Here is a 21,112-nt window from a genome sequence, read left to right on the forward strand (position 1 = left end):
TCAGGCTCCCAGCTGGGAGTGACCGCACACGCGCAGAACCTGCCCGGTCACCCCGGCCGAACCCGGCTCGGCGAGGAACGCGATGGCCTCGGCCACGTCGACCGGTTGACCGCCCTGCATGAGCGCGTTGATCCGCCGGCCGACCTCGCGGGTGGCGAAGGGGATCTTGGCGGTCATCTCGGTCTCGATGAAGCCCGGGGCGACGGCGTTGATGGTGATCTGTCGCGGCGCGAGCTCCGGCGCCTCGGCACGCACCAGACCCATCACACCGGCCTTGGAGGCGGCGTAGTTGGCCTGGCCGCGGTTGCCGCCGATGCCGGAGGTGGAGGCGACGCCGATGATCCGACCGCCGTCCTTGAGGCCACCGGGCAGGGTCGGGTCCAGCAGGGTGGCGTTGATCGCCATCTCCGCCTTGATGTTGACCGCGATGACGCTGCCCCAACGAGCCGTGTCGTCGTTGACGAACAGCTTGTCGCGGGTGATCCCGGCGTTGTGCACGATCGCCGCGAGCTTGTCGCCCTTGCGGGCCACTGCCTCGGCGATCTTCTGGCCGGCATCCGGCGCGGTGATGTCGAGTTGCAGCGCAACACCGCCGATCTTGTTGGCGACCTTGGACAGCGACTCACCGGCGGCCGGGATGTCCACCACGATGACCGTGGCGCCCTGCCGGGCGAAGACCTCGGCGATCTTGGCGCCGATCCCGCGCGCGGCACCGGTCACGACCGCGACCTCACCCTGCAGCGGTACCCGCCAGTCCTCGACCTCGGGCACGGGAGCCGCACCGACGCGCAGGGGCTGCCCCCCGACGTACGCCGATCGGCTGGACAGGAAGAAGCGCACCGGCGAGGCGAGCACCTCGGGCTCGTCGAACGCATCCCGGGACAACCAGATGAGGTTGGCGGTGGCGCCGCGCAACAGTTCCTTGCCGATCGAGCGCATGATGCCCTCGAGCGCCTGCTGGGCGGCGGCCGCCTCCGGCTCCTCCTGCTCGGCCGGCGGAGTGCCGATGATCAGCACCCGGGCGCTCTTGCCGAGCGCCTTCACCGCCGGGGCGAAGGAGGCCCGGAAGGTCTCCAGGTCATCGATCGTGCGCAGCCCGGTGGCGTCGTAGACCGCCGCTCCGAGGGAGCCCTTCTCGTACGTCGTGTCGGGAGTCGCGTTGATGACCGTGGACCCGGAGGACTCGACGATGGAGGTCAGCGCCTTGGCGACGTTGCCGCCGTCGAAGGAGCCGATCGCGACGGGGCCGGTGGTCAGGTCCTGGCCCGGCTCGTAGCGGCGCAGAACCGGCGGCTTGGGCAGCCCGACGGTGCCGGCCAGCTTCTTACCGAGCGGGTTCTTGTTGACGAAGTTGCTGTAGTTGTCAGCCATCACACTGCCTCCAGAATCGCGACGACACCCTGACCACCCGCGGCGCAGATGGAGATCAGCCCGCGGCCAGAGCCCTTCTCGTGCAACATCTTGGCCAGGGTGGCCACGATGCGACCGCCGGTGGCGGCGAACGGGTGCCCCGCAGCCAGCGACGATCCGTTGACGTTCAGCTTGCTGCGGTCGATCGAGCCGAGCGGCGCGTCCAGACCCAGGCGCACCTTGCAGAATTCGGGGCTCTCCATGGCGGCCAGGTGGCACAGCACGGTCGCGGCGAAGGCCTCGTGGATCTCGTAGAAGTCGAAGTCCTGCAGCGTCAGGTTGTTGCGCTTGAGCAACCGGGCGATCGCGTACGGCGGGGCCATGAGCAGGCCCTCGGCACCGTTGACGTAGTCGACCGCAGCAGCCTCGCCGTCGACGAACCGAGCCAGCGGCTCGATCTTGCGCTCATCGGCCCATTCGCGCGACCCCAGCAGCACCACGGAGGCGCCGTCGGTCAGCGGGGTCGAGTTGCCCGCGGTCATCGTGGCACCCTCACCCTTGCCGAAGACCGGCTTGAGCTTGGCCAGCTTCTCCACAGAGGTGTCCGGGCGCAGGTTGTTGTCCTTGCTCACGCCCAGGTAGGGGGTGAGCAGGTCGTTGAAGAAGCCGCGGTCGTAGGCGGCGGCGAGATTCTGGTGGCTCTTGACGGTCAACTCGTCCTGGGCCTCGCGGGTGATTCCCCACTCCTTGGTGGTGATCGCCTGGTGGTCACCCATCGCCAGACCGGTGCGCGGCTCGGCGTTCTTGGGCTGCTCCGGCGCCAACTGGCCGGGGCGGATGCCGGCCAGGGCCTTGAGCTTGTCACCGGTGGTCTTGGAGTAGTTCGCCTTCATCAGGGTGCGACGCAGATCGTCGTTGAGGGCCAGCGGGGCGTCCGAGGTGGTGTCGGAGCCACCGGCGATCGCCGAGTCGATCTGCCCGAGGGCGATCTTGTTGGCCGTCAGGATCGCAGTCTCCAGGCCGGTCCCGCAGGCCTGCTGCACGTCGTACGCCGGGGTGGTCGGCGACAGGTGGGAGCCGAGCACGGACTCACGCGTCAGGTTGAAGTCGCGGGCGTGCTTGATGACGGCGCCGGCGGCGACCTCGCCGATCTGCTCGCCACCCAGGCCGTAGCGGGCGACCAGGCCGTCGATGGCCGCGGTCAGCATGTCCTGGTTGGACGCCTTGAGGTACTTACCCCCCGAACGGACGAACGGCAGGCGGTTACCGCCGAGGACATAGACGTCGCGTGGACTGCTCATCGCAGATCTCCTGATGCTGGACCGGACCCCACCACGGGGTATTTTTACCGATACCGAGAGTAGCAGGTACGCCGGGTTTCGGATACTCTAACGTCATGTCCACCATCGAACCGGCGACGCGCCCCGACGGGCGGGATACCCGCTGGACAGCGCACCGCGCGGAACGGCGCAGGGAACTGGTCGAGGCCGCGTTGCGCGCGATCCGCGCTCACGGGGCGACCGTGGGGATGGACGAGATCGCGGCCGAGGCCGGTACGTCCAAGACCGTGATCTACCGCCATCTGGGCGACCGCCTCGGGCTGTATCTGGCCGTGTGCGAGGCCGTCGATGACATCATCATGGGCGATTTCGGCAAGGCCATGGCGGCCAATGGCATCCAGGCCGGTACCGATGATCTGTTCGAAGGCGACCCCTACGACGTCCTGACCGCGGTGATCGGCTCTTACCTGTCGTTGGTCGAACGTGATCCTGAGGTGTACCGGTTCGTGACCCGGCGACCCCTGGTTGATCTGCCGCCGGAGACCGATCCGGTGATCGGGCTGACGGATGCGATCGCCGAATCCCTGACGGAAATCTTCCGGGCCGCGCTGCTGGCCCGGGGTGAGGACACCAGCGCTGCGGCCAGCTGGGCGCACGGCCTGGTCGGCTTCGTCCGGCAGGCCTCGGACCGCTGGCTCGCTGACCCCGACCGGGAACCCCGCGAGGCGGTCGTGCGGCACCTGGCGCGGTTCGCCAGCGTCGGCCTGAGTGGCGTCCTGGACCTGAACCAGCACGACCAGCACTGAACCACGGGCCTACGGACCGCCCGTGGGCGACACGAGAGGGTAGATCAATGTCGAACACCCTGACCGAGACTCCCGAGGCCGGCGTGCCTGCCGACGCCCGGGCCGACCAACTGCGTGCCCTGCTCGATGGGCCGTGGCGCGAGTTGCGCGAACGCTTCCGGGCCGAGATCGAGCCGCAGATGGTACTGGGCGAGCCAGGGCGATCGATCGAGGAGAACCGTGCCCGGGTCACCGCGCAACTACTGTCTCTGGCCGAAAAGGGTTACGGCAGAATCGGATTCCTGACCCAGTACGGCGGGGAGTACGACTACGGCGCCTCCTGCGTGCTCTTCGAGATGCAGGCGTACGGCGACCTGTCGCTGACCGTGAAGACCGGTGTTCAGTTCGGTCTCTTCGGTGGCGCGGTCCAGCGCCTGGGCACCCAGCGTCACCACGCGGCGTACCTCGAAGACATCATGACCGGCAAGCTGCTCGGCTCCTTCGCGATGACCGAGGAGGGGCACGGCTCGAACGTGCAGCGGTTGGAGACCACGCTGACCTACGACGTCGAAGCCGGCGACTTCGTCCTGCACTCCCCCACCCCGAGCTCGATCAAGACCTACATCGGCAACGCGGCACGCGATGCGCAGATGGCGGTGGTGTTCGCCCAGTTGATCGTTCCTTCTGGCAGCCAGGGGGTGCACGCCGTACTCGTCCCCGTGCGTGATGGAGACGGTAATCCTTTGCCGGGCGTGACGATTGGCGATAACGGCCCGAAGGCTGGTCTGCCCGGGGTGGACAACGGCACGTTCTTCTTCGACCACGTCCGGGTGCCGCGGGAGAACCTGCTGAACGCGTACGGCGACGTGGCCGAGGACGGCAGCTACACCTCGCCCATCGAGGGCGAGAACAAGCGCTTCTTCACCATGCTGGGCACGCTGGTGCGCGGCCGGGTCTGCGTCGGTGGCGGTGCCGCCGCGTCGGCGAAGAAGGCCCTGGTCATCGCGTTGCGCTACGGCACGCAGCGTCGGCAGTTCGAGGCGCCGGGTGTCGAGCAGGAGGCCGTGATCCTGGATTACCTCGCGCACCAACGCAAACTGTTCCCCCGCCTGGCGCGGTCGTACGCACTGTCCTTCGCCCAGAACGAGCTGACCAGCCGGTTGCAGGCGCTGCAGGGCGAGCAGGCGCACCCCGACGAGCAGGGCCAGCGCGAGCTCGAGGGCCTGGTGGCCGGGATGAAGGCGCTGAGCACGTGGCACGCGATCGACACGATCCAGACCTGTCGCGAGGCGTGCGGCGGCGCGGGTTACATGGGCGAGAACGAGTTGGGGCAGATGCGGGCCGACACCGATGTCTTCGCGACGTTCGAGGGCGACAACACGGTGCTGCTGCAGCTGGTCGCCAAGGGTTTGTTGACCGAGTACAAGGAGACCTTCTCCGATCTCGACGCGGCGGACCTGATCGGACTGATCACCCGCCAGGTCGGCGACACCATCGTAGAGAAGACCGCCGGCCGCGCGGGGCTGCAGAAGCTGGTCGACGCGGTCACGCCGCGCAACGACGAGACGGCGCTGGACAACCGGGGCTGGCAGCTGTGGATGTTCCGCGAGCGCGCCGACCACCTGCTGGAGACGTTGGGTAAGCGACTGCGCCGGGCCACCCGGGAGAACGCCTTCGAGTTGTTCAACAACGCCCAGGACCACGTGCTGGAGGCGGCGCGCGCCCACATCGAGGAGTTCATCCTGACCGAGGCGACCACTGCCTGGCAGTCGATGCCGAAGGGACCTGCGCGCGACCTGCTGGACAAGGTCATCGACCTCTACGCGCTGTCCTCGATCGAGGCCGACAAGGCGTGGTTCCTGGAGCACGGCCGGTTGACCGACAAGCGGTCCCGGTTGGTGACTGCCTCCGTCAACGACCTCTGCCAGGCGCTACGGCCGGAGGTGGACACGCTGACCCGGGCACTCGGCGTACCGGAACAGTTGATCGTGGCGCCAATCGCTCAGTAAACAAGGCGAAGGCCCGGTCACCTGTCGGTGACCGGGCCTTCGGTGCGTCTGGTGCCAGGTGAAGGATTCGAACCTTCGTAGCTTTCGCGACGGATTTACAGTCCGCTCCCATTGGCCGCTCGGGCAACCTGGCGCGATGGACGCGGGACCGAGGATAACAAGTGACGGCGGGTCGGAGCGAATCGTCTTGCGGCGGCGAGGGAGCGTGAGCGGAGGTGGTCGGCGACCAGCGGCCATGCCCCCAGATCGTTGGCGTCAGCCGATACCTTCTTTCCGTGGCCACCGAAGTCCCTTACGCCCCGATTCCCCACTCGCAAGAGGGCGTTACCTATGCGTACGGGGCCGACTCCGCACCCCGAGTAGGCGTGCCAACCGGCACACTCGAGGCTTTTGCTCACGAGAGCGATGCGTTCCCCGGGACTACGCGTCGCGTCTGGCTGCATAGATCTGCCGGTCACGACCCATCGATCGAGAGCGCCGTGATGTTCTTCAACGACGGTTGGTGGTATCTGGATCCGAGTGCGGCAGTGCGGGGCGCGGTCCTTCTCGATAATCTCGCCGCAGACGGCGCGCTCCCGCAGATGATCGGAGTCTTCGTCGACCCGGGGATCCTCGAGACGCCCGAGGGTCCGATCAAGAACCGAAACGCAGAGTACGACGCGTTCGACAATAGGTACGCGGCACTGCTCGTCGACGAGTTGCTGCCGCGGATAGCGCAAACGGATGCGATCTCACCGGAGCCGGTAAACCGAGGCGTATGCGGCGGAAGCAGTGGCGGAAACGCGGCCTTCACGGCCGGGTGGATCCGCCCGGACGCCATCGGCAAAGTGATCGCCTTCAACGCGAGCTTCGCTCAGATGCCGGGCGGGAACCCGTACCCCGGTCTCATCAGCAAACAACCCGCCGGGCGGTTGCGCATTTTCCTGCACGCCGCTCACCGCGATCTGAACTGGAACGCCCAACGTGACAACTGGTTCGCTGAGGCGCTCGAGACAGGTGCAGCGCTGGCCCGCGCCGGGTGGGACTTCAGATTGGTTGTCGGCGATGGTGGGCATAACCCGAATCATGGCGGCGCTCTCCTGCCCGACGCGATGCGCTGGCTCTGGTCCTGACGCGATGGACGCGCGACCGAGCATGGACAAGTGACGGCGGGTCGGAGCGAATCGCATAGGAGCGGGATACTGGAGACAGACCCGACCGGTAGCAAAGGAGCCCACCATGGCCGATTCCTCGTTCGACATCGTCAGCAAGCTGGACAGCCAGGAGATCAACAACGCCGTCAACCAGGCGGCAAAGGAGATCAGCACCCGCTACGACTTCAAGGGCGTCGACGCCGAGGTCAGCCTGTCGGGAGAGAAGATCCTGATGAAGGCCAACAGCGAGGAGCGCACGTTGGCCGTCCTCGATGTGTTGCAGAGCAAGCTGATCAAGCGCGGCGTCTCCCTCAAGGTGCTGGATCTGAGCAACGACGGTGAGCCGAAGCTGTCCGGCAAGGAGTACCGGCTGGAGGCGGCCCTGAAGGAGGGCATCAGCCAGGAGGACGCCAAGAAGATCTCCAAGATCATCCGCGACGAGGGCCCCAAGTCGGTGAAGGCCCGCATCGAGGGCGACGAACTGCGCGTCACCTCCAAGTCCCGCGATGACCTGCAGGAAGTCCAGCGCCTGCTGAAGGCGGCCGACCTGGACGTCGCTCTGCAGTTCACGAATTACCGGTAGCCCGCCAATCCCTTTTGGCACGGGATTGTTAACGGCGTTGATCGGCCTTACACGACAATCGCGTGCCAACCGTGGGAGCGGGGCGACGTCTGGCGCCGTCAGCTGACCGGGCGTTCGGGGAGTACGGCGTCCAGCAGGGTGCGCGTGTAGTCCGACTCCGGGTTGGCGAAAAGCTCTGCGGCAGACCGGTATTCCTGTGCCTTGCCGTTCTGCAGCACGAGGACGTCGTGGCTCATCTGTTGCACGATCGCCAGGTCGTGCGCGATGAACAGATAGGTCAGCCCGAGGTCCTGCTGCAACTGGGTGAGCAGCGCCAGCACCTTCGCCTGGATCGAGACGTCCAACGACGCGGTGGCCTCGTCCAGGATCATCACCGATGGCTCGAGCGCCAGCGCGCGGGCGATCGACACGCGTTGCCGCTGACCGCCGGATAACTCGTGCGGATAGCGCTGGGCCATCTGCGGCGGCAGCTCGACCAGACCGAGCAACTCCCGGATCCGCTCGTCGCGAGAGCCCTTGGCCAGACCATGCACAATCAACGGCTCGGCAATCGAATCCTTCACGCGCGCTTTGGGATCCAGTGACGAGAACGGATCCTGGAAGACCATCGCCAGCTTGCGCCGCACCTGCCGCGACCGCCGCTTGCCCAGGAGTTCGTCGCCCTCCAGGATCGCCGATCCGGCGTCGGCGGGGACGATGCCCGTCAGTGCGTTGGCGATGGTCGACTTCCCCGAGCCGGACTCCCCCACGATCCCCAGCGTGTGCCCGCGTCGCAGGGTGAACGACACGTCATCGACCGCGTGCACCTCCTCCTTGCCACTCGGCGTACTCACGGAGAAGCGCACGTCGAGGCCGGAGACCTCCAGGACCACCGGCTGCTCCGGATCCGCCGGCGCCGGCTGGTATTTACCGATGACCGGGCGGGCCTGCAGCAACTCCTGGGTGTAGGCGTCACTGGGGTCGTCAAGTAGTTCGAGGATCGGGCGGTGCTCGATCGCGGCCCCGCCGCGCAACACCAGCACGTCCTCGGACACCCGGCTGATGACACCCAGGTCGTGACTGATCCACACGACGGCAGTTCCCGTGCGCTGCTGCAGGTCCTTGACCAGGTCGATGATCTGCGCCTGGGTGGTCACGTCCAGGGCGGTCGTGGGTTCGTCCGCGATCAGCAGTTCGGGGTCGTTGGCCAGGGCGACGGCGATCATCACCCGCTGCCGCTGACCGCCGGACAACTGGTGCGGGTACGCCGAGAGCCGGGCTTCCGGTTTCGGAATCCCTACCGCCTCAAGCAGTTCCAGCGCTCTTGTGCGCGCCTCACGCCGGCTCGCGTGGCGGTGCACCTCGATCGGCTCGGTGATCTGGCGCTCGAGGGTGAGCAGCGGGTTGAGCGACGTGGCCGGGTCCTGGAAGACGAAACCGACAGTGTTGCCGTGGACCGCACGCAGCGCGGCCGGGGATGCACCCACCAATTCCTGCCCCGACAGTTTGCTCGAACCGGACACCCGCGAGGCGGGTGCATCGAGCAGACCGGTCGCGGCCAGCACCGTCAGCGACTTGCCGGAGCCGGACTCGCCGACGATGCCCAGCGTCTCGCCCTTCTCGACCGCGAACGAGACACCGTGCACGATCTCCCGCCGGCCGATGCTGACTTTGAGGTCACGGACATCGAGCACCACCTCGCTCATCGCCGCTTCCTCGCTTCCATGATCGAGCGTTGCTTGGGATCCATGACATCCCGCAGGCCGTCACCGACCAAGTTGAAGGCCAGCACCGTGATGAAGATCGCTGCACCGGGGAAGATGCTCATCCACCACGCCTGACCGACGAAACCCTGTGCGTCGTAAAGCATCCGGCCCCAGGAGGGTTGCGGAGGCTGCACCCCGAGACCGAGGAAGGACAGCGCAGCCTCGGACAGGATCGCGAAGGCCAGCGACAGGGAGGTCTGCACCATCAGCGGCGCCGCGATGTTGGGCAGGATCCGCTTCACCAGGATCCGCCAGGTCGGCGTCCCCATTGTCTGGGAGACCTGCACGAAGGTCTCGGTGCGGGCGGACAGCGTGCTGGCCCGCGCGACCCGGGCGAAGATCGGTGTGTAGACCACGCCGATCGCCAAGGTGGTGCTGGCGACGCTCGGACCCAGGATCGCGATGATGGCCAGCGCCAGCAGGATCACCGGGAAAGCGAACATCACGTCGACCACGCGCATCAGGACGGCGTCGACCCAGCCACCCACGTACCCCGACACGATGCCGAGCGTGACTCCGATGACGAACGCGAAAAGCACTGATACGACGGCGACTTGGATGGATACCCGGGTTGCGACCAGGATCCGGGAGAAGATGTCCCGGCCCAGATCGTCGGTGCCGAGCCAGTGCGCGCTCGAGGGACCCTGCAGTGCCCGTGGCACGTCGATGTCGTTGATCCCGTAGGGCGCGATCCACTGGCCGATGATCGCGATGATCACGACCACGACCAGCACGAGGATGCTGATCAAGGTGATGGGGTTGCTCATCAGCAGCCGCCACGCAGGGATGCGCAGATCCTCCTCGGCCCCCTCGTCCTCGGGAAGGGTCGGCTCGATCTCAAGAGGGCTGAAGGTCATGACAGGCGGATCCTCGGGTCGACGAGCGCGTAGATCACGTCCACGATGAAGTTCACCAGGAGGAACATGGCCGCGATGAGCAGGATGGACCCCTGGATCAGCGGGTAGTCGCGGTTCTGCACTGCGGTGTAGACCAGGTTGCCCAACCCGGGCCAGGCGAAGACAACCTCCACGACGAGGACGCCGCCCAGGATGGTCGCCAACTGGATACCGGTGATCGTGACGATCGGGATGAGCGCGTTGCGCACGATGTGCCGGAACGTGACGATTCGCGGCGGCAGACCCTTGGACTTTGCGGTGCGCACGTAGGACATCGACCGTACGTCGAGCACGGCCGAGCGCACGTAGCGCGTCATGATCGCGCCCGCGACCAGGCCGACGGTGGCACCGGGCAGGATCACGTGCCGCAACCAGTCCAGGGGGTCATCGGTGATGGCGGTGTAGCCCGAGGAAGGCAGCCAGCCCAGCTTCGCCGAGAACAGGCTGATCAACAGCAGACCCATCCAGAAGTCGGGCACCGAAACACCGAACTGGCTTGCCAGCCGGATCAATCCGTCGCCGACGCCACCTTCGTGCATGGCCGCCCAGACCCCGGCGACCAAGGAGATCGCCAGACCGATGACGATTCCGACGACGGCCAGCGAGATGGTGGCCGGTAACCGGGAGAGCAGTGCCGTCGTGACCGGCTGACCGGACCGGAAGCTGACGCCCAGGTCGCCGGTCACTGCGTGCCCGACGTACTGGAAATATTGCAGCAGCAGCGGACGGTCGAGCCCGGACGCCTGCCGCAACGCGTCGTAGGCCTCGGGTGTGTACCGCGTGCCGAGGGCGATCCGGACCGGGTCGCCCGGCACCAGGTGCACGATCGAGAAGGCCAGGATGCTGACCCCGAAAAGCACGATGACCGAATAGATCAGCCGCGTCCGCAGGAAACGCAGGAGGCCGGCCCCCCGCACCTCGCGGCGCCCCTTCGCGGGGGCGTCGGCGGGTGTCGGGGTGGCCGGCTCCGTGACCGTCACTGGCTGATCGACGCCGAGCCGAAGCGGATCGCTTTGTCGCTACGCGCCTCGTACCCGGTCAGTTTCGGCGACCACGCCTGGATGACCGCGGGGTTGTAGAGGTAGATGTAGCTCGCCTCGTCCGCCACGATCGTCGCCGCCTTGGCGTAGTCCTCCTTGCGCTTGGCCTGGTCGGTCTCGATGGCACCGGCGTCGAGCAACTTGTCGACTTCCGCGTTGGAGTAGTGCTGGAAGTTGAACGCCTGGTCGGTGCGCTGCTGGGAGAAGTAGTACTCCGCCGGGTCGATGTTGCCGATCCAGCTCATCATGTACATGTCCCAGTTACCCGCGCCCTGGTCGGACAGGAACGTCGCGAAGTCGACCGTCTTGATCTTGACGTTGATGCCGTAGGGCTGCAGCGCGCTGGCGATGATCTGCGCCGTGGTCACCGTCTCCGGGTAGTCCGAGGTCGCCATGAAGTTGATCGTGCCGCCCTTGTAACCGGCCTGGGCGAACAACTGCTTGGCCTTGTCCTCGTTCTTGGAGTACTTGTTGTACTCGGTGTACCACTGCGACTGCTTCGGGATCGCCAACTGGTTCGGGGTACCCGTGCCGTAGGTCGTCGCCTGCACGATCGCCTGCCGGTCGATGGCCCAGGCGATCGCCTGACGGACCGCGACGTTGTTGAACGGTGCACGCTTCTGGTTCATCGTCAGGTACTGGTAGTCGTTGCTCGGAACGACCGCGGTCTTGACGGCGGAGTTGGATTCCAGACCCTTCACCTGCTGCGGCGGGATCACGTCGGTCCACTGGATCTCGCCGTTCTTCAGTGCCGTGATCGCGGTGTTGCCATCGGAGATGAAGCGGTAGGTCACCGAGGCCAGCTTGGGTTTGGGGCCCCAGTAGTTGGCGTTCGGCTTCAGCGTGATGTGGTCACCGCTGACCCACTCCGACACCACGAACGGTCCGCTGCCGACGGGGCTGCGACCGATCTTGTTGTCGGTGACGTTCTTCTCCTCGACGATGCCGAGGCCCTTGAAGCCGCCGATCAGGGTCAGCAGGTTGGGAGTCGGAGTCTTGACCTTGATCTGAACCGTCTTGTCATCAGGTGCGGTCACCGAGCTGACGGAGGCGAAGCGCCACGACGGCGACAGTTTGCCCTTGATGATCCGGTCGAAGGTGTAGACGACGTTCTTGGCGTTCAGCGGGGTGCCGTCGGAGAACTTCACGCCGTCACGCATGGCGAAGGTCCAGGTCAACTGATCGCTCGAGGTCTTCCACGAGGTGGCCAAGTCGGGCTGCATCTGGCCCTTGGCGTCCGGCTGCACGAGCGTGTCGTAGACGTTCTCCAGGACCTCGAAGGAGGCGTACGACGAGGTCTTGTTCGGGTCGAGTTGGTCGGGCTCTGCCGAGATCGCTGCTGTCAGCGAGCCTCCGGCGTTGGCGGCCCCACTCCCGCCGGCAGAGGCGGATCCAGAACCGGATCCGTTCAGGTTGACGCCGCCACCGGACGAACAGCCGGCGAGGGCAACCGCTCCCGCGGCCGCAGCCGCGATCAGGATCTTGCGCATGAGCTCTCCCACGATCAGTTTGCTGATTGTTCATCAGTATGTGGCGTGGGGCCGGTGCCCACAATGATTAGAAGCAACTCGTTGCACGCTCGTAACACGAGCGTCCTGAGCAGATCAGTCCTCGAACGGGCTGAACGACCCGATCAAAACGCAGCGACGATCCGTCGAATTGGCCCAGTAGTGCGGCACGGAACAGCGGTACGACATGGCGTCACCGGAGCGCAACGTCACCTCACGCTTGCCGTGCACGATCTCCAACACACCTTCCACCACGAAGATGCTCTCGGTGCCGATGTGCCGGAACGGCGCGTGCTCGTTCGTGAAGTGCGGCGGCACCGTCGACCGGATGACCTGCAACGTCGTCATGCCCCGGGGTGTCAGCAGTTCACGGCGCACACTGGGGCCAGCATCCTGCGCTCCGTACTCCGACATCACGTACCGCTGATCGGCGCGCACCACGTGCTCGTCGTCCGGTCCCTGATCCGCGAGCAGCTGCTGCATCGGCAGATCCAGCGAATTCGCTACTCGCTGAAGGGTTTGCAGGGAGGGATTACCAAGCCCGCGCTCGAGTTCGCTGATCCGGCCGAAGCTGACGCCGGAGCGTTTGGCCAGTGCATCCACCGTGAGCCTTCGGCGCTTGCGCTCACGCCGGACGATGGTGCCGATGGCCGCGACGGTGCGATTCAACTCGTCCGTGGCCTCGATGGATCGGGCGGACATGGCGATCAGAGTAGGCCATGGTCGCACCCGTGCCCCGGCGCCGGACTCAGCTCATTCGGCTGCGGACACCATTCGCAATGCCATCCGGGCATGGTGGCTGGCAATACGTTCGGGTGCGGGATCGGTGGCCGGGCGGTACCAGCGCGCCGCGTCGATGGCCATCGCCACGATCGCATTCGAGGTGATCCGGACGTCGTCCACCGTGAACGATCCCTCGGCAGTACCTGCCCGCAGGAGACGCCGCACGATGCCCTGGATCTGGGCCCGCAGCTTCTCGATGTCCTCGCGGTGCTGCGCCGACAGACCATCGAGTTCGTAGTTGACCACCCGTGCCGTCGCGTACTCCCGGGTGTGCCGCAGCACCATCGCGTAGATCACTGCTTCGAGCTTGCCCGGGGTATCAGCCGCTCCCGCGATCGCAGCGCGCATATCGGCAAGGATCTCTTCGTGCCCGGCCCGGGAGATCGCGTAGAGCAGATCCTCCTTCGTGCGGTGATGCACGTAGACGGCGGCGGGACTAAGACCGGCGGCGGAGGCGATGTCGCGGGTGGTGGTGGCATGAAAGCCTTTCTCCCCAAAAGCCTTCCGGGCAGCGTCAATGAGCCGGGAGCGGGTCAGATCTGCCCCTGATTCTGCTGGTTGGGTTGCCACCGTCGTCACCTCCGTCTCGCTGGCCGCCATCGGTGCCCAACCCTAGCTGGATCGTCCTCGTTGACTGTCCACAAGCCCGGTGCGACACTGGAAGGGATGCACTAAGCAAGCGCTTAGTCACCAGTCAATGTGTCACGACCGACGCACAGCCGCAACCGCACCGACCCGAGGAGCCGATATGCCCCGCAACATCTACGACGAAGACCATGAGGCGTTCCGTGCGAGCGTGCGTGAATTCGTCGAGCGCACCCTGCGCCCGCGTGCCGAGGAAATGATTGCCGAGAAGACCATCTCGCGCGACATCTGGCTGGACGCCGGCAAGCAGGGTCTGCTGTCGCTGGACATCCCCGAGGAGTACGGCGGCGCCGGAGCCGACGACTACCGCTTCAACGCGGTGGTGGCTGAGGAGATCTCCGCATTCAACGCAGCTACTGCTTCCTGCTTCGGCATCCACTCCGACGTGTGCCCGCCCTACATCGTCGACCTGGGCACCGAGGAGCAGAAGCAGCGTTGGCTGCCGGGTATCGCCTCGGGCGAGAAGATCATCGCCATCGGCATGACCGAGCCCTCCGGTGGGTCCGACCTGGCCGCGCTGAAGACCACCGCCGTCAAGGACGGTGACGAGTGGGTCATCAACGGCTCCAAAACCTTCATCACCAACGGCTACCAGGCCGACCTGGTCATCGTCGCGACGCGGACCGACCCGACCAAGGGCGCCAAGGGCATCACCTTGTTCGTCGTCGAGGACGGTATGCCCGGCTTCACCCGCGGCCGCAAGCTGGACAAGGTCGGCCAGGAGGAGTCCGACACGGCCGAACTGTTCTTCGAGAACGTCCGCGTTTCCGACGAGAACCGCCTGGGCCCGGAGGGTATGGGCTTCATCTCGATGATGCAGCGCCTGCCCCAGGAGCGGGTCGGCGCCGCCGTTTCGAACACCGCCCACGCCGCGCAGATCCTCACCGAGACGATCGAATACACCAAGGAACGCAAGGCCTTCGGTCAGCCGATCGGCACCTTCCAGCACAACAAGTTCAAGATCGCCGAGCTGGTCACCAAGATCGAGGTCACCCAGGCCTACGTCGATGACTGCATCGCCGCGCACGCCAAGGGCGAACTGACCCCGGTGGACGCCGCGAAAGCCAAGTGGTGGAGCGCCCAGGTGCAGAACGACGTACTCGATGAGTGCGTACAGCTCTACGGTGGGTACGGCTTCATGAACGAGTACCGCGTGGCGCGCGCCTGGCGCGACGCGAGGGTCACCAAGATCTGGGCCGGCTCTAACGAGATCATGAAGGAACTGATCGGTCGCGACCTCGGTCTTTAAGCGCCGACCGACAACAACTGACAAAGGAGTCACGTACATGAGTGAAGAAACCCGAGTTGCCATCGTCACCGGCGCCGCCCGCGGCATCGGCGCCGGCGTGGCCGAGCGGCTGGTGCAGGACGGCTTCAAGGTCGCGGTGATCGACCTCGACGAGGCCGCCAGCGAGGCGACCGCCAAGCAGATCACCGCTAACGGGGGTACGGCGATCGGCGTGGGTGCCGACGTCAGCGACGAAGCGTCGGTGCAGGCCGCGGTCGATCGCGTCGCCGCCGAGCTCGGCGCTCCCACCGTGCTGATCAACAACGCCGGCGTGCTGCGCGACAACCTGCTGTTCAAGATGAGCGTCGATGACTGGGACACCGTCATGAACGTGCACCTGCGCGGCAGCTTCCTGATGGCCCGCGCCGTCCAGAAGCACATGGTCGACGCGAAGTACGGCCGGATCGTGAACCTGTCCAGCACCTCGGCGCTGGGTAACCGGGGTCAGGCGAACTACTCGGCGGCCAAGGCGGGCCTGCAGGGCTTCACCAAGACCCTGGCCATCGAGTTGGGCAAGTACGGCGTCACGGCCAACGCGATCGCCCCCGGTTTCATCGCCACCGACATGACCGCTGCTACCGCGGCCCGGGTGGGGATGGACTTCGAGGAGTTCAAGAAGGCGGCCGCCACCCAGATCCCGGTGGCCCGGGTCGGCACCCCTGCCGACATCGCGCACACCGCGTCGTTCCTGGTGAGCGAGGGGGCCGGCTTCGTCAGCGGTCAGGTCATCTACGTCGCCGGCGGACCGAAGGACTGAGGGTGCGCATCTTCACCGGGGTCGATGAGCTCACCGCTGCTGTTGGCGAACACCTCGGCTACAGCGAGTGGCACGAGATCACCCAGCAGCAGATCGACACCTTCGCGCATGCGACCGGTGATCACCAGTGGATCCACGTGGATCCGCAGAAGGCGGCCGCCGGACCGTTCGGCACGACCATCGCACACGGCTACCTGACGTTGTCGCTGTTGCCGATGCTGAGCTGGGAGGTCTACAAGATCGAGGGCGTCAGCATGGGAATCAACTACGGCTCCAACAAGGTTCGCTTCCCCTCGGTGGTTCCTGTCGGCTCCCGGGTGCGGGCCGGCGTTGAACTGGCCGAGGTGATCCCAGGGCCCAAGGGCGTCCAGGTGGTCAGTCGCGTGACCGTCGAGATCGACGGCAGTGACCGGCCGGCCTGCGTCGCCGAGACGGTCAGTCTGATCGTGCCCTGACGCTGCTGCGTTCCCTCAGGTCGGGGGCGTCATCCGTTCGCGGATGGCGTCCCCGATCTGTCGCATCCGGGCCATCACCGGCACCAATTCCCCTGCAGCGCGGTCGAATTCAGCGATCGCGGCGTAGCCGACCCTAACGCCTTCCGACTCCACCAGGCCCACGTCCGCACGGACCTCGTTCAGCGTGCCCGTCTTGTTGATGAGCAGGACGTCGTCCGCGTCGTACGGCGTGTGGGCAAGAGGGTCGAGCAGGAAGGCTGAGGCGACCATGGACAGATCGGTGTCCAGCGACAGCCATTGGGCAACCAGCGCGGGGATCTTCCCGGCGGCCAGCAGGTCCATGTAGTTCCACAGCGACCTGGCACTGCCTACCGAGAGAGTCCGGGCCACTCCCGGGACAGACAGGTCCCGCTCCTCGCGGACGAAGTCGAGCAACTCCATCGGGGGAAGACCAAGACGCTCCCCGTAGGCGCGCACGGCGGGCAGACCCACCCGACGCAGCAGCACGTTGGTAGCCAGATTGTCGCTGACCGCCCCTACCAGGCGCGCGGCGTCGGCGATGGTCAGGTCGCGCTGGTCCAGCACGTGCCACAGACCGGAGTCGTGCAGGAAGTCCTCGTCGGTCCAGGTGACCCGCTCAGCCGGGTCGATCGAGCCGGCTTCGATCTGCCGGGCCAGTTCACCGAGCAACACCAGTTTGCCGACCGAGGCCGTGGGCAACACGAGGTCTGGATTCTCCTGCGCCCAGGGCGATTCCGGCTGACCCACCGGCGCCACGAACACACTCCACCGGACCGTCATGAGGCAGAAAACCGTTCGTGGGAGCGCAACGCGTCCTGCAACAGGGCCAGGCCCTGCACGAGCGCGCGACGCGCGCTCGCCGTCAGGCCGTCGGTGTTGATAGCCGCCTGGGCCAGGTCCGCTGTGCGGGGCTCGGTGATCGCCAACGGGAAGCCTGCGGCCACGATCCTGGCGAGCGCGAATTCGCCGTAGGACAGGCCGGGTATCTCGGCGAAGAAGCGATCGACGTACGGGCGCAACAACTCGACACTCCCGGCGTCGGTCACATAGAAGAACGACCCGGCCACGCCGGCCGCCTCGTAGTTCGACAATCCCCCACCGATGAGGTCCGCCCACGCGCGCGCTTTAGCAGCCTCGGTCGGGATGGCTGCCGCAGCAGCGCGGGCAGCGAGGGCACCGGTGAGTGTGCTGTCGCTGCGACGCATCTCATCGATGGAGTCCTGGTCAGTGAGTCCGAGCGCGGCCAACCGCTGCAGAGCCGACCAGCGGATATCACGATCCTCGGTCAGCGTGAGCGGTAGCTGCTCCCCCCGCGTCCACGCCTCCAACAAGTCCTCGTCGGTGGTGGTTCCGGCAAGCAGTCGGGCAGCGGAAATAGTTGCGGGATCAGTGCTTTCGAGTACGGCGAGCCGGTGTGCTGCCGCCTGCGCCACCGTAGCGATCGCCGCCTCACGCTCCTCGTAGGGCAGGTAGTCACCCGCGAACAGGAAGGCGGCCTTCACACCGACCGGACCCGCGACGACGTCACTCTGCTCGCCCGGCCATGCTGCGGCGAACACCTCCAGCGCGCGGCGCGGGTCGAGCACCACCCGGCCCACCCCTTCGATGAGAGAGGACCAGATCACCTGCCGCGCATCGAGGTCCGGGATCTCTGCCAGCTCCGCGGGAAGCAATTGCAAGCTGTGCTCGTCCAGGTCGACCTGCGCCCAGGTTTCGTCGGACGCGTTGGGCACGACGACAGCGGCGCCGAGCGGCACCTCCGGCACGGGGGTCACGCTCTTGTCCACGACCAGCGGTAACCGCGCGGTCTCCTGACCGCCTGCAAACGCTCCGATCTCGATCACATGCCGCCGGTCAGCCGGCTCCGCGGGCGGAGTACAGGTCAGCGTGGCGACACCGTCGGTGAGCCCGACCGAGAAAGTGTCCGCCCCCGTGGTCCGTAACCAGGCATCCGCCCAGGTCGCCACGTCCTGACCGCTGGCCTCCTGCATGGCAGCCAGGAAGTCGGCCAGGGTCGCGTTGCCGAAGCGGTGCGCGTTCAGGTGAGCGCGCACGCCCGCGAGGAAGGCCTCGTCGCCCATCCAAGCGACCAGTTGCCGCAGCACACTGGCGCCTTTGGCGTAGGAGATGCCGTCGAAGTTCGTGAGCGCGGTGTAATTGTCGCCGGCTGCCGACCCGGCTACGGGATGGGTTCCCGGGCCCCGGTCCTCGGCATACCCCCAGGTTTTGCGTTCGATCCCCATCCGCGCCCAGGCGTCGGGAAATTCGTTGGCGACCGCGGTCGTTCGGTAACCCATGTATTCGGCGAACGACTCGTTGAGCCACAGATCGTCCCACCAGCGCATCGTGACCAGGTTGCCGAACCACTGGTGGGCCATTTCATGGGCGATGACACTTGCGCGGGACAGCAACTCACCGCGGGTCGGCTGGCCCCGGAAGATGTACTGGTCACGGAACACGACGCAACCAGGGTTCTCCATGGCCCCGGCATTGAATTCGGGTACGAAGAACTGGTGGTAGTCACCCCACGGATAACGAATCCCGAACAGCCGGTGGTAGTAGTCGAAACTGCGCTCGGTGACCGTCAGAATGTCATCGGCCTGCTCACTCAACTGCTGCGCCATCGAGGCCCGCGCATGAACGGCGAGCGCTATCCCGTCGTGCTCGCGCTCGACGGTCGCGTACGGACCGGCGCACACCGTCACGAAGTACGTCGCCAACGGTGGTGTGGTCGCCAGCACCCAGCGGCCGCGGGACACCATTTCGGCATGTCCGTTGCCGGCCACCACCCAGTCCTCGGGGGCCGTGACCCGCACGTCGAACGGCGCCTTGAGGTCCGGCTGGTCGAAGCAGGCGAACACCTGGGGTGCAGCGTCGAGAAAGGACATCCCGTAGATGTAGACCCGCCCGTCGGCCGGATCCACGCTGCGATGCAAGCCCTGCCCGTCGCGGGAGTAGGCGAAGGTGCCGCTGACCCGAAGGACGTTGCTCTCGGCCAGATCGGGCAGACGAAGGCGGCCATCGACCGGCGGATCCAGCGCGCGCCCGTTGAGGGTCGCGTCGCCCAGTTCCTGGGCGACGACCTCGGCGAAGGTCTCGCTACCGGCTTCGCGTGCGGTGAAGGTGATCGTGCTGGTCGAGGCGAACGTCTCGCCCGGATCGGTCAGATCCAGATCCACGTCGTACGACGTGACCTGGATGAGCGCGGACCGCGCCTGCGCTTCGGCCTGGTAGAGCAATGGCATGGCAGCCACTGTGCCAGCCCCAGGTAGTCGCGCGGTGATCAGCCCCGCTGCCCGAGTTGCCGAGCCTGCTCCTCCAGTCGCAGCACGCGCTCAGCCGTCGGGGGGTGTGTGGAGAACATCCGCGAAACATCCTGCGCCCGGAAGGGATTGGCGATCATCATGTGGCTGGTGTTGACCACCTTCGGGGTGGGGGCAAGCGGCGCCTGCAGCACTCCGGCCTCGATCTTGCGCAAGGCACTGGCGAGCGCAAGGGGGTCACCGGTGAGCCGGGAGCCGTCCTCGTCGGCGTCGAACTCGCGAGTCCGGCTGATCGCCATCTGGATCATGGCGGCGGCGACCGGGGCCAGGAAGGACATCGCCAGCAGGGCCAGCGGGTTGGGCCGCTCCCTGTCGCCGCCTCCGAAGAACAGCATCATCTGGGCGACTGCGGTGATCACGCCGGCCAGCGCCGCGGCGACCGATGAGGTGAGGATGTCCCGGTTGTAGACGTGCATCAACTCGTGTCCGAGCACGGCGCGCAGTTCACGCTCGTCGAGCAACTGCAGGATGCCCTCGGTGCAGCACACTGCCGCATTGGCCGGGTTACGGCCGGTCGCGAAGGCGTTGGGTGCCTGGGTCGGAGAGATGTACAGCTTGGGCATGGGCTTACCGGCGGCCGTGGAGAGCTCTCTCACCACCCGGTACATACCGGGCGCCTGTGCCTCGGTGACGGGGTAGGCCTGCATGGACTTGATCGCCAGAGCGGCGCTGTTCCAGTAGCCGTAGAACGTGGTGCCCACCCCGAGCAGGGCGAACAGCCAGATGAAGCGGCCACCAGCCACCTGTGAGCCGATGGCCAGCAACAATGCCCAGATTGCGGCGAAGAGCAGGGTCGTCTTCAACCCGTTGTAATGGCGATGCGGCATATCAGGGGTAACGTCCATGCGCGCGAAGACGTTCCCGGGCGTGTTACCGGCTGCAGCCGGTAACACGCCTATACCAAATTGGCCTGAGTGTCTAAACTCAAGTGTGGTGTAATTCGAATATTCTCATCGCATCGGGTAATTTGCTTGTTGCACCACCTGAACGAACGTGCAAACTGCAACGTCAGAGCCGCCTCAGCACGGCTCAGGAGACGTGGATGTCTCAATTTGTTGTGAATAATGTGACAACGAACCAAATCAAGGGAGTCTTTCGTATGGCCCAGCGGACGCAGATCATCACCATCTCGGACATTTCCCGAGTCGAGGTTGTCGACGGCGAAAGCATCCCATTCTCCTTCCGGGGAGTGGACTACGTAATTGACCTTACGGCGCAGGAAGCCAAGGAATTCGACGAGGCACTCGCGCTCTACACGGGCCACGCCCAGCGGGTCGGTGGCCGCAAGCAGCGCACCGGCTCCGCCACTTCCTCCGCCACGGGGGCAGACCGTGAGCAGCTGGCCAAGATCCGCGAGTGGGCCAAGGACCACGGCTACCAGGTCGCCGACCGCGGCCGGATCAAGGCCGAGGTCCTGGACGCCTACGAGGCAGCGCACAAGCACTGACACAAGCAAGCACTGAGCAGTGCGTTCGCGACGAAGGGCCGGCTGATCCAGCCGGCCCTTCGTC

General features: G+C 66.1%; 19 protein-coding genes and 1 tRNA gene. 8 read left to right on the forward strand and 12 right to left on the reverse strand.

Going from position 1 to position 21,112, the window contains the following annotated elements; genetic code table 11:
* Together AZH51_RS02290 and AZH51_RS02295 are read right to left on the reverse strand one after the other, a co-directional pair.
* A complete protein-coding gene (locus AZH51_RS02290; protein WP_291520880.1) occupies positions 1-1,371 on the reverse strand; it encodes a 3-oxoacyl-ACP reductase in 1,371 nt (456 codons plus the stop codon).
* On the reverse strand, positions 1,371-2,651 hold the full coding sequence (locus AZH51_RS02295) for an acetyl-CoA C-acetyltransferase (RefSeq protein ID WP_291520882.1): 1,281 nt from the start codon (positions 2,649-2,651) through the stop codon (positions 1,371-1,373). Before AZH51_RS02295 ends, AZH51_RS02290 begins: the two co-directional genes overlap by 1 nt.
* A gap of 95 nt (positions 2,652-2,746) precedes the next feature.
* On the opposite strand from AZH51_RS02295, the gene AZH51_RS02300 reads away from it, so the two are divergent.
* Positions 2,747-3,436 (forward strand): TetR/AcrR family transcriptional regulator, encoded by a 690-nt coding sequence (locus AZH51_RS02300; RefSeq protein ID WP_291520884.1) that lies wholly within the window; start codon positions 2,747-2,749, stop codon positions 3,434-3,436.
* Positions 3,437-3,483: 47 nt separating this feature from the next.
* Positions 3,484-5,424, forward strand: a complete 1,941-nt coding sequence (locus tag AZH51_RS02305; RefSeq protein ID WP_291520886.1) for an acyl-CoA dehydrogenase — start codon at positions 3,484-3,486, stop codon at positions 5,422-5,424.
* A 49-nt stretch (positions 5,425-5,473) separates the two neighbouring features.
* On the opposite strand, the gene AZH51_RS02310 is transcribed toward AZH51_RS02305, so the two are convergent.
* Positions 5,474-5,557, reverse strand: a tRNA-Tyr gene (locus AZH51_RS02310).
* Between the two features lie 82 nt (positions 5,558-5,639).
* On the opposite strand from AZH51_RS02310, the gene AZH51_RS02315 reads away from it, so the two are divergent.
* Together AZH51_RS02315 and AZH51_RS02320 are read left to right on the forward strand one after the other, a co-directional pair.
* On the forward strand, positions 5,640-6,536 hold the full coding sequence (locus tag AZH51_RS02315) for an alpha/beta hydrolase-fold protein (protein ID WP_291520888.1): 897 nt from the start codon (positions 5,640-5,642) through the stop codon (positions 6,534-6,536).
* Positions 6,537-6,642: 106 nt separating this feature from the next.
* Positions 6,643-7,140 (forward strand): YajQ family cyclic di-GMP-binding protein, encoded by a 498-nt coding sequence (locus tag AZH51_RS02320; protein ID WP_109683704.1) that lies wholly within the window; start codon positions 6,643-6,645, stop codon positions 7,138-7,140.
* Between the two features lie 98 nt (positions 7,141-7,238).
* On the opposite strand, the gene AZH51_RS02325 is transcribed toward AZH51_RS02320, so the two are convergent.
* From AZH51_RS02325 to AZH51_RS02350, 6 genes are all read right to left on the reverse strand, one after another.
* Positions 7,239-8,825 (reverse strand): ABC transporter ATP-binding protein, encoded by a 1,587-nt coding sequence (locus AZH51_RS02325; RefSeq protein ID WP_291520891.1) that lies wholly within the window; start codon positions 8,823-8,825, stop codon positions 7,239-7,241.
* A complete protein-coding gene (locus AZH51_RS02330) occupies positions 8,822-9,742 on the reverse strand; it encodes an ABC transporter permease (protein WP_291520893.1) in 921 nt (306 codons plus the stop codon). The genes AZH51_RS02325 and AZH51_RS02330 overlap by 4 nt, the downstream gene beginning before the upstream one ends.
* Positions 9,739-10,761 (reverse strand): ABC transporter permease, encoded by a 1,023-nt coding sequence (locus AZH51_RS02335; protein WP_291520895.1) that lies wholly within the window; start codon positions 10,759-10,761, stop codon positions 9,739-9,741. The genes AZH51_RS02330 and AZH51_RS02335 overlap by 4 nt, the downstream gene beginning before the upstream one ends.
* Positions 10,758-12,311, reverse strand: coding sequence for an ABC transporter substrate-binding protein (locus AZH51_RS02340; protein WP_291520897.1), 1,554 nt, complete (start codon positions 12,309-12,311; stop codon positions 10,758-10,760). The genes AZH51_RS02335 and AZH51_RS02340 overlap by 4 nt, the downstream gene beginning before the upstream one ends.
* Before the next feature lie 114 nt (positions 12,312-12,425).
* Complete coding sequence (locus AZH51_RS02345) at positions 12,426-13,031, reverse strand: helix-turn-helix domain-containing protein (protein ID WP_291520899.1); 606 nt, start codon at positions 13,029-13,031, stop codon at positions 12,426-12,428.
* A gap of 51 nt (positions 13,032-13,082) precedes the next feature.
* Positions 13,083-13,682 (reverse strand): TetR/AcrR family transcriptional regulator, encoded by a 600-nt coding sequence (locus AZH51_RS02350; RefSeq protein ID WP_291520901.1) that lies wholly within the window; start codon positions 13,680-13,682, stop codon positions 13,083-13,085.
* Between the two features lie 178 nt (positions 13,683-13,860).
* Here AZH51_RS02350 and AZH51_RS02355 point away from each other — a divergent pair, with 178 nt between their 5' ends.
* From AZH51_RS02355 to AZH51_RS02365, 3 genes are read left to right on the forward strand one after another with little or no spacing between them, the layout of a single operon-like run.
* Positions 13,861-15,006 (forward strand): acyl-CoA dehydrogenase family protein, encoded by a 1,146-nt coding sequence (locus AZH51_RS02355; RefSeq protein WP_291520903.1) that lies wholly within the window; start codon positions 13,861-13,863, stop codon positions 15,004-15,006.
* Positions 15,007-15,043: 37 nt separating this feature from the next.
* Entirely contained in the window at positions 15,044-15,802 is a 759-nt protein-coding gene (locus AZH51_RS02360; protein ID WP_291520905.1) for an SDR family NAD(P)-dependent oxidoreductase, read from the forward strand.
* Positions 15,803-15,804: 2 nt separating this feature from the next.
* Positions 15,805-16,257, forward strand: a complete 453-nt coding sequence (locus AZH51_RS02365) for a MaoC family dehydratase (RefSeq protein WP_291520907.1) — start codon at positions 15,805-15,807, stop codon at positions 16,255-16,257.
* 15 nt (positions 16,258-16,272) lie between these two features.
* On the opposite strand, the gene AZH51_RS02370 is transcribed toward AZH51_RS02365, so the two are convergent.
* Genes AZH51_RS02370 through htpX form a run of 3 tightly spaced genes read right to left on the reverse strand, consistent with a single transcriptional unit; the run spans position 16,273 to position 20,446 of the window.
* Positions 16,273-17,058, reverse strand: a complete 786-nt coding sequence (locus AZH51_RS02370; RefSeq protein WP_291520909.1) for a serine hydrolase — start codon at positions 17,056-17,058, stop codon at positions 16,273-16,275.
* A complete protein-coding gene (pepN, locus tag AZH51_RS02375; protein ID WP_291520911.1) occupies positions 17,055-19,523 on the reverse strand; it encodes an aminopeptidase N in 2,469 nt (822 codons plus the stop codon). Before pepN ends, AZH51_RS02370 begins: the two co-directional genes overlap by 4 nt.
* 38 nt (positions 19,524-19,561) lie before the next feature.
* A complete protein-coding gene (htpX, locus tag AZH51_RS02380) occupies positions 19,562-20,446 on the reverse strand; it encodes a zinc metalloprotease HtpX (RefSeq protein WP_291520913.1) in 885 nt (294 codons plus the stop codon).
* Between the two features lie 254 nt (positions 20,447-20,700).
* Between htpX and AZH51_RS02385 the strand changes: the two genes are divergently transcribed.
* Positions 20,701-21,048, forward strand: coding sequence for an Lsr2 family protein (locus tag AZH51_RS02385; RefSeq protein WP_291520915.1), 348 nt, complete (start codon positions 20,701-20,703; stop codon positions 21,046-21,048).
* The last annotated feature ends 64 nt before the right edge of the window (positions 21,049-21,112 follow it).

Source organism: Branchiibius sp. NY16-3462-2, assembly GCF_001594145.1.
In the GTDB taxonomy this organism is placed as follows: domain Bacteria; phylum Actinomycetota; class Actinomycetes; order Actinomycetales; family Dermatophilaceae; genus Branchiibius.

Excerpts from the sequence above, each read along its gene's own strand:
- pepN (WP_291520911.1), bottom strand. The coding sequence starts at position 19,523 with ATGCCATTGCTCTACCAGGCCGAAGCGCAGGCGCGGTCCGCGCTCATC.
- AZH51_RS02325 (WP_291520891.1), bottom strand. The coding sequence starts at position 8,825 with ATGAGCGAGGTGGTGCTCGATGTCCGTGACCTCAAAGTCAGCATCGGC.
- AZH51_RS02385 (WP_291520915.1), top strand. The coding sequence starts at position 20,701 with ATGGCCCAGCGGACGCAGATCATCACCATCTCGGACATTTCCCGAGTC.
- AZH51_RS02295 (WP_291520882.1), bottom strand. The coding sequence starts at position 2,651 with ATGAGCAGTCCACGCGACGTCTATGTCCTCGGCGGTAACCGCCTGCCG.
- AZH51_RS02355 (WP_291520903.1), top strand. The coding sequence starts at position 13,861 with ATGCCCCGCAACATCTACGACGAAGACCATGAGGCGTTCCGTGCGAGC.
- AZH51_RS02330 (WP_291520893.1), bottom strand. The coding sequence starts at position 9,742 with ATGACCTTCAGCCCTCTTGAGATCGAGCCGACCCTTCCCGAGGACGAG.
- AZH51_RS02345 (WP_291520899.1), bottom strand. The coding sequence starts at position 13,031 with ATGTCCGCCCGATCCATCGAGGCCACGGACGAGTTGAATCGCACCGTC.
- AZH51_RS02360 (WP_291520905.1), top strand. The coding sequence starts at position 15,044 with ATGAGTGAAGAAACCCGAGTTGCCATCGTCACCGGCGCCGCCCGCGGC.
- htpX (WP_291520913.1), bottom strand. The coding sequence starts at position 20,446 with ATGGACGTTACCCCTGATATGCCGCATCGCCATTACAACGGGTTGAAG.
- AZH51_RS02305 (WP_291520886.1), top strand. The coding sequence starts at position 3,484 with ATGTCGAACACCCTGACCGAGACTCCCGAGGCCGGCGTGCCTGCCGAC.
- AZH51_RS02320 (WP_109683704.1), top strand. The coding sequence starts at position 6,643 with ATGGCCGATTCCTCGTTCGACATCGTCAGCAAGCTGGACAGCCAGGAG.
- AZH51_RS02340 (WP_291520897.1), bottom strand. The coding sequence starts at position 12,311 with ATGCGCAAGATCCTGATCGCGGCTGCGGCCGCGGGAGCGGTTGCCCTC.
- AZH51_RS02300 (WP_291520884.1), top strand. The coding sequence starts at position 2,747 with ATGTCCACCATCGAACCGGCGACGCGCCCCGACGGGCGGGATACCCGC.
- AZH51_RS02370 (WP_291520909.1), bottom strand. The coding sequence starts at position 17,058 with ATGACGGTCCGGTGGAGTGTGTTCGTGGCGCCGGTGGGTCAGCCGGAA.
- AZH51_RS02290 (WP_291520880.1), bottom strand. The coding sequence starts at position 1,371 with ATGGCTGACAACTACAGCAACTTCGTCAACAAGAACCCGCTCGGTAAG.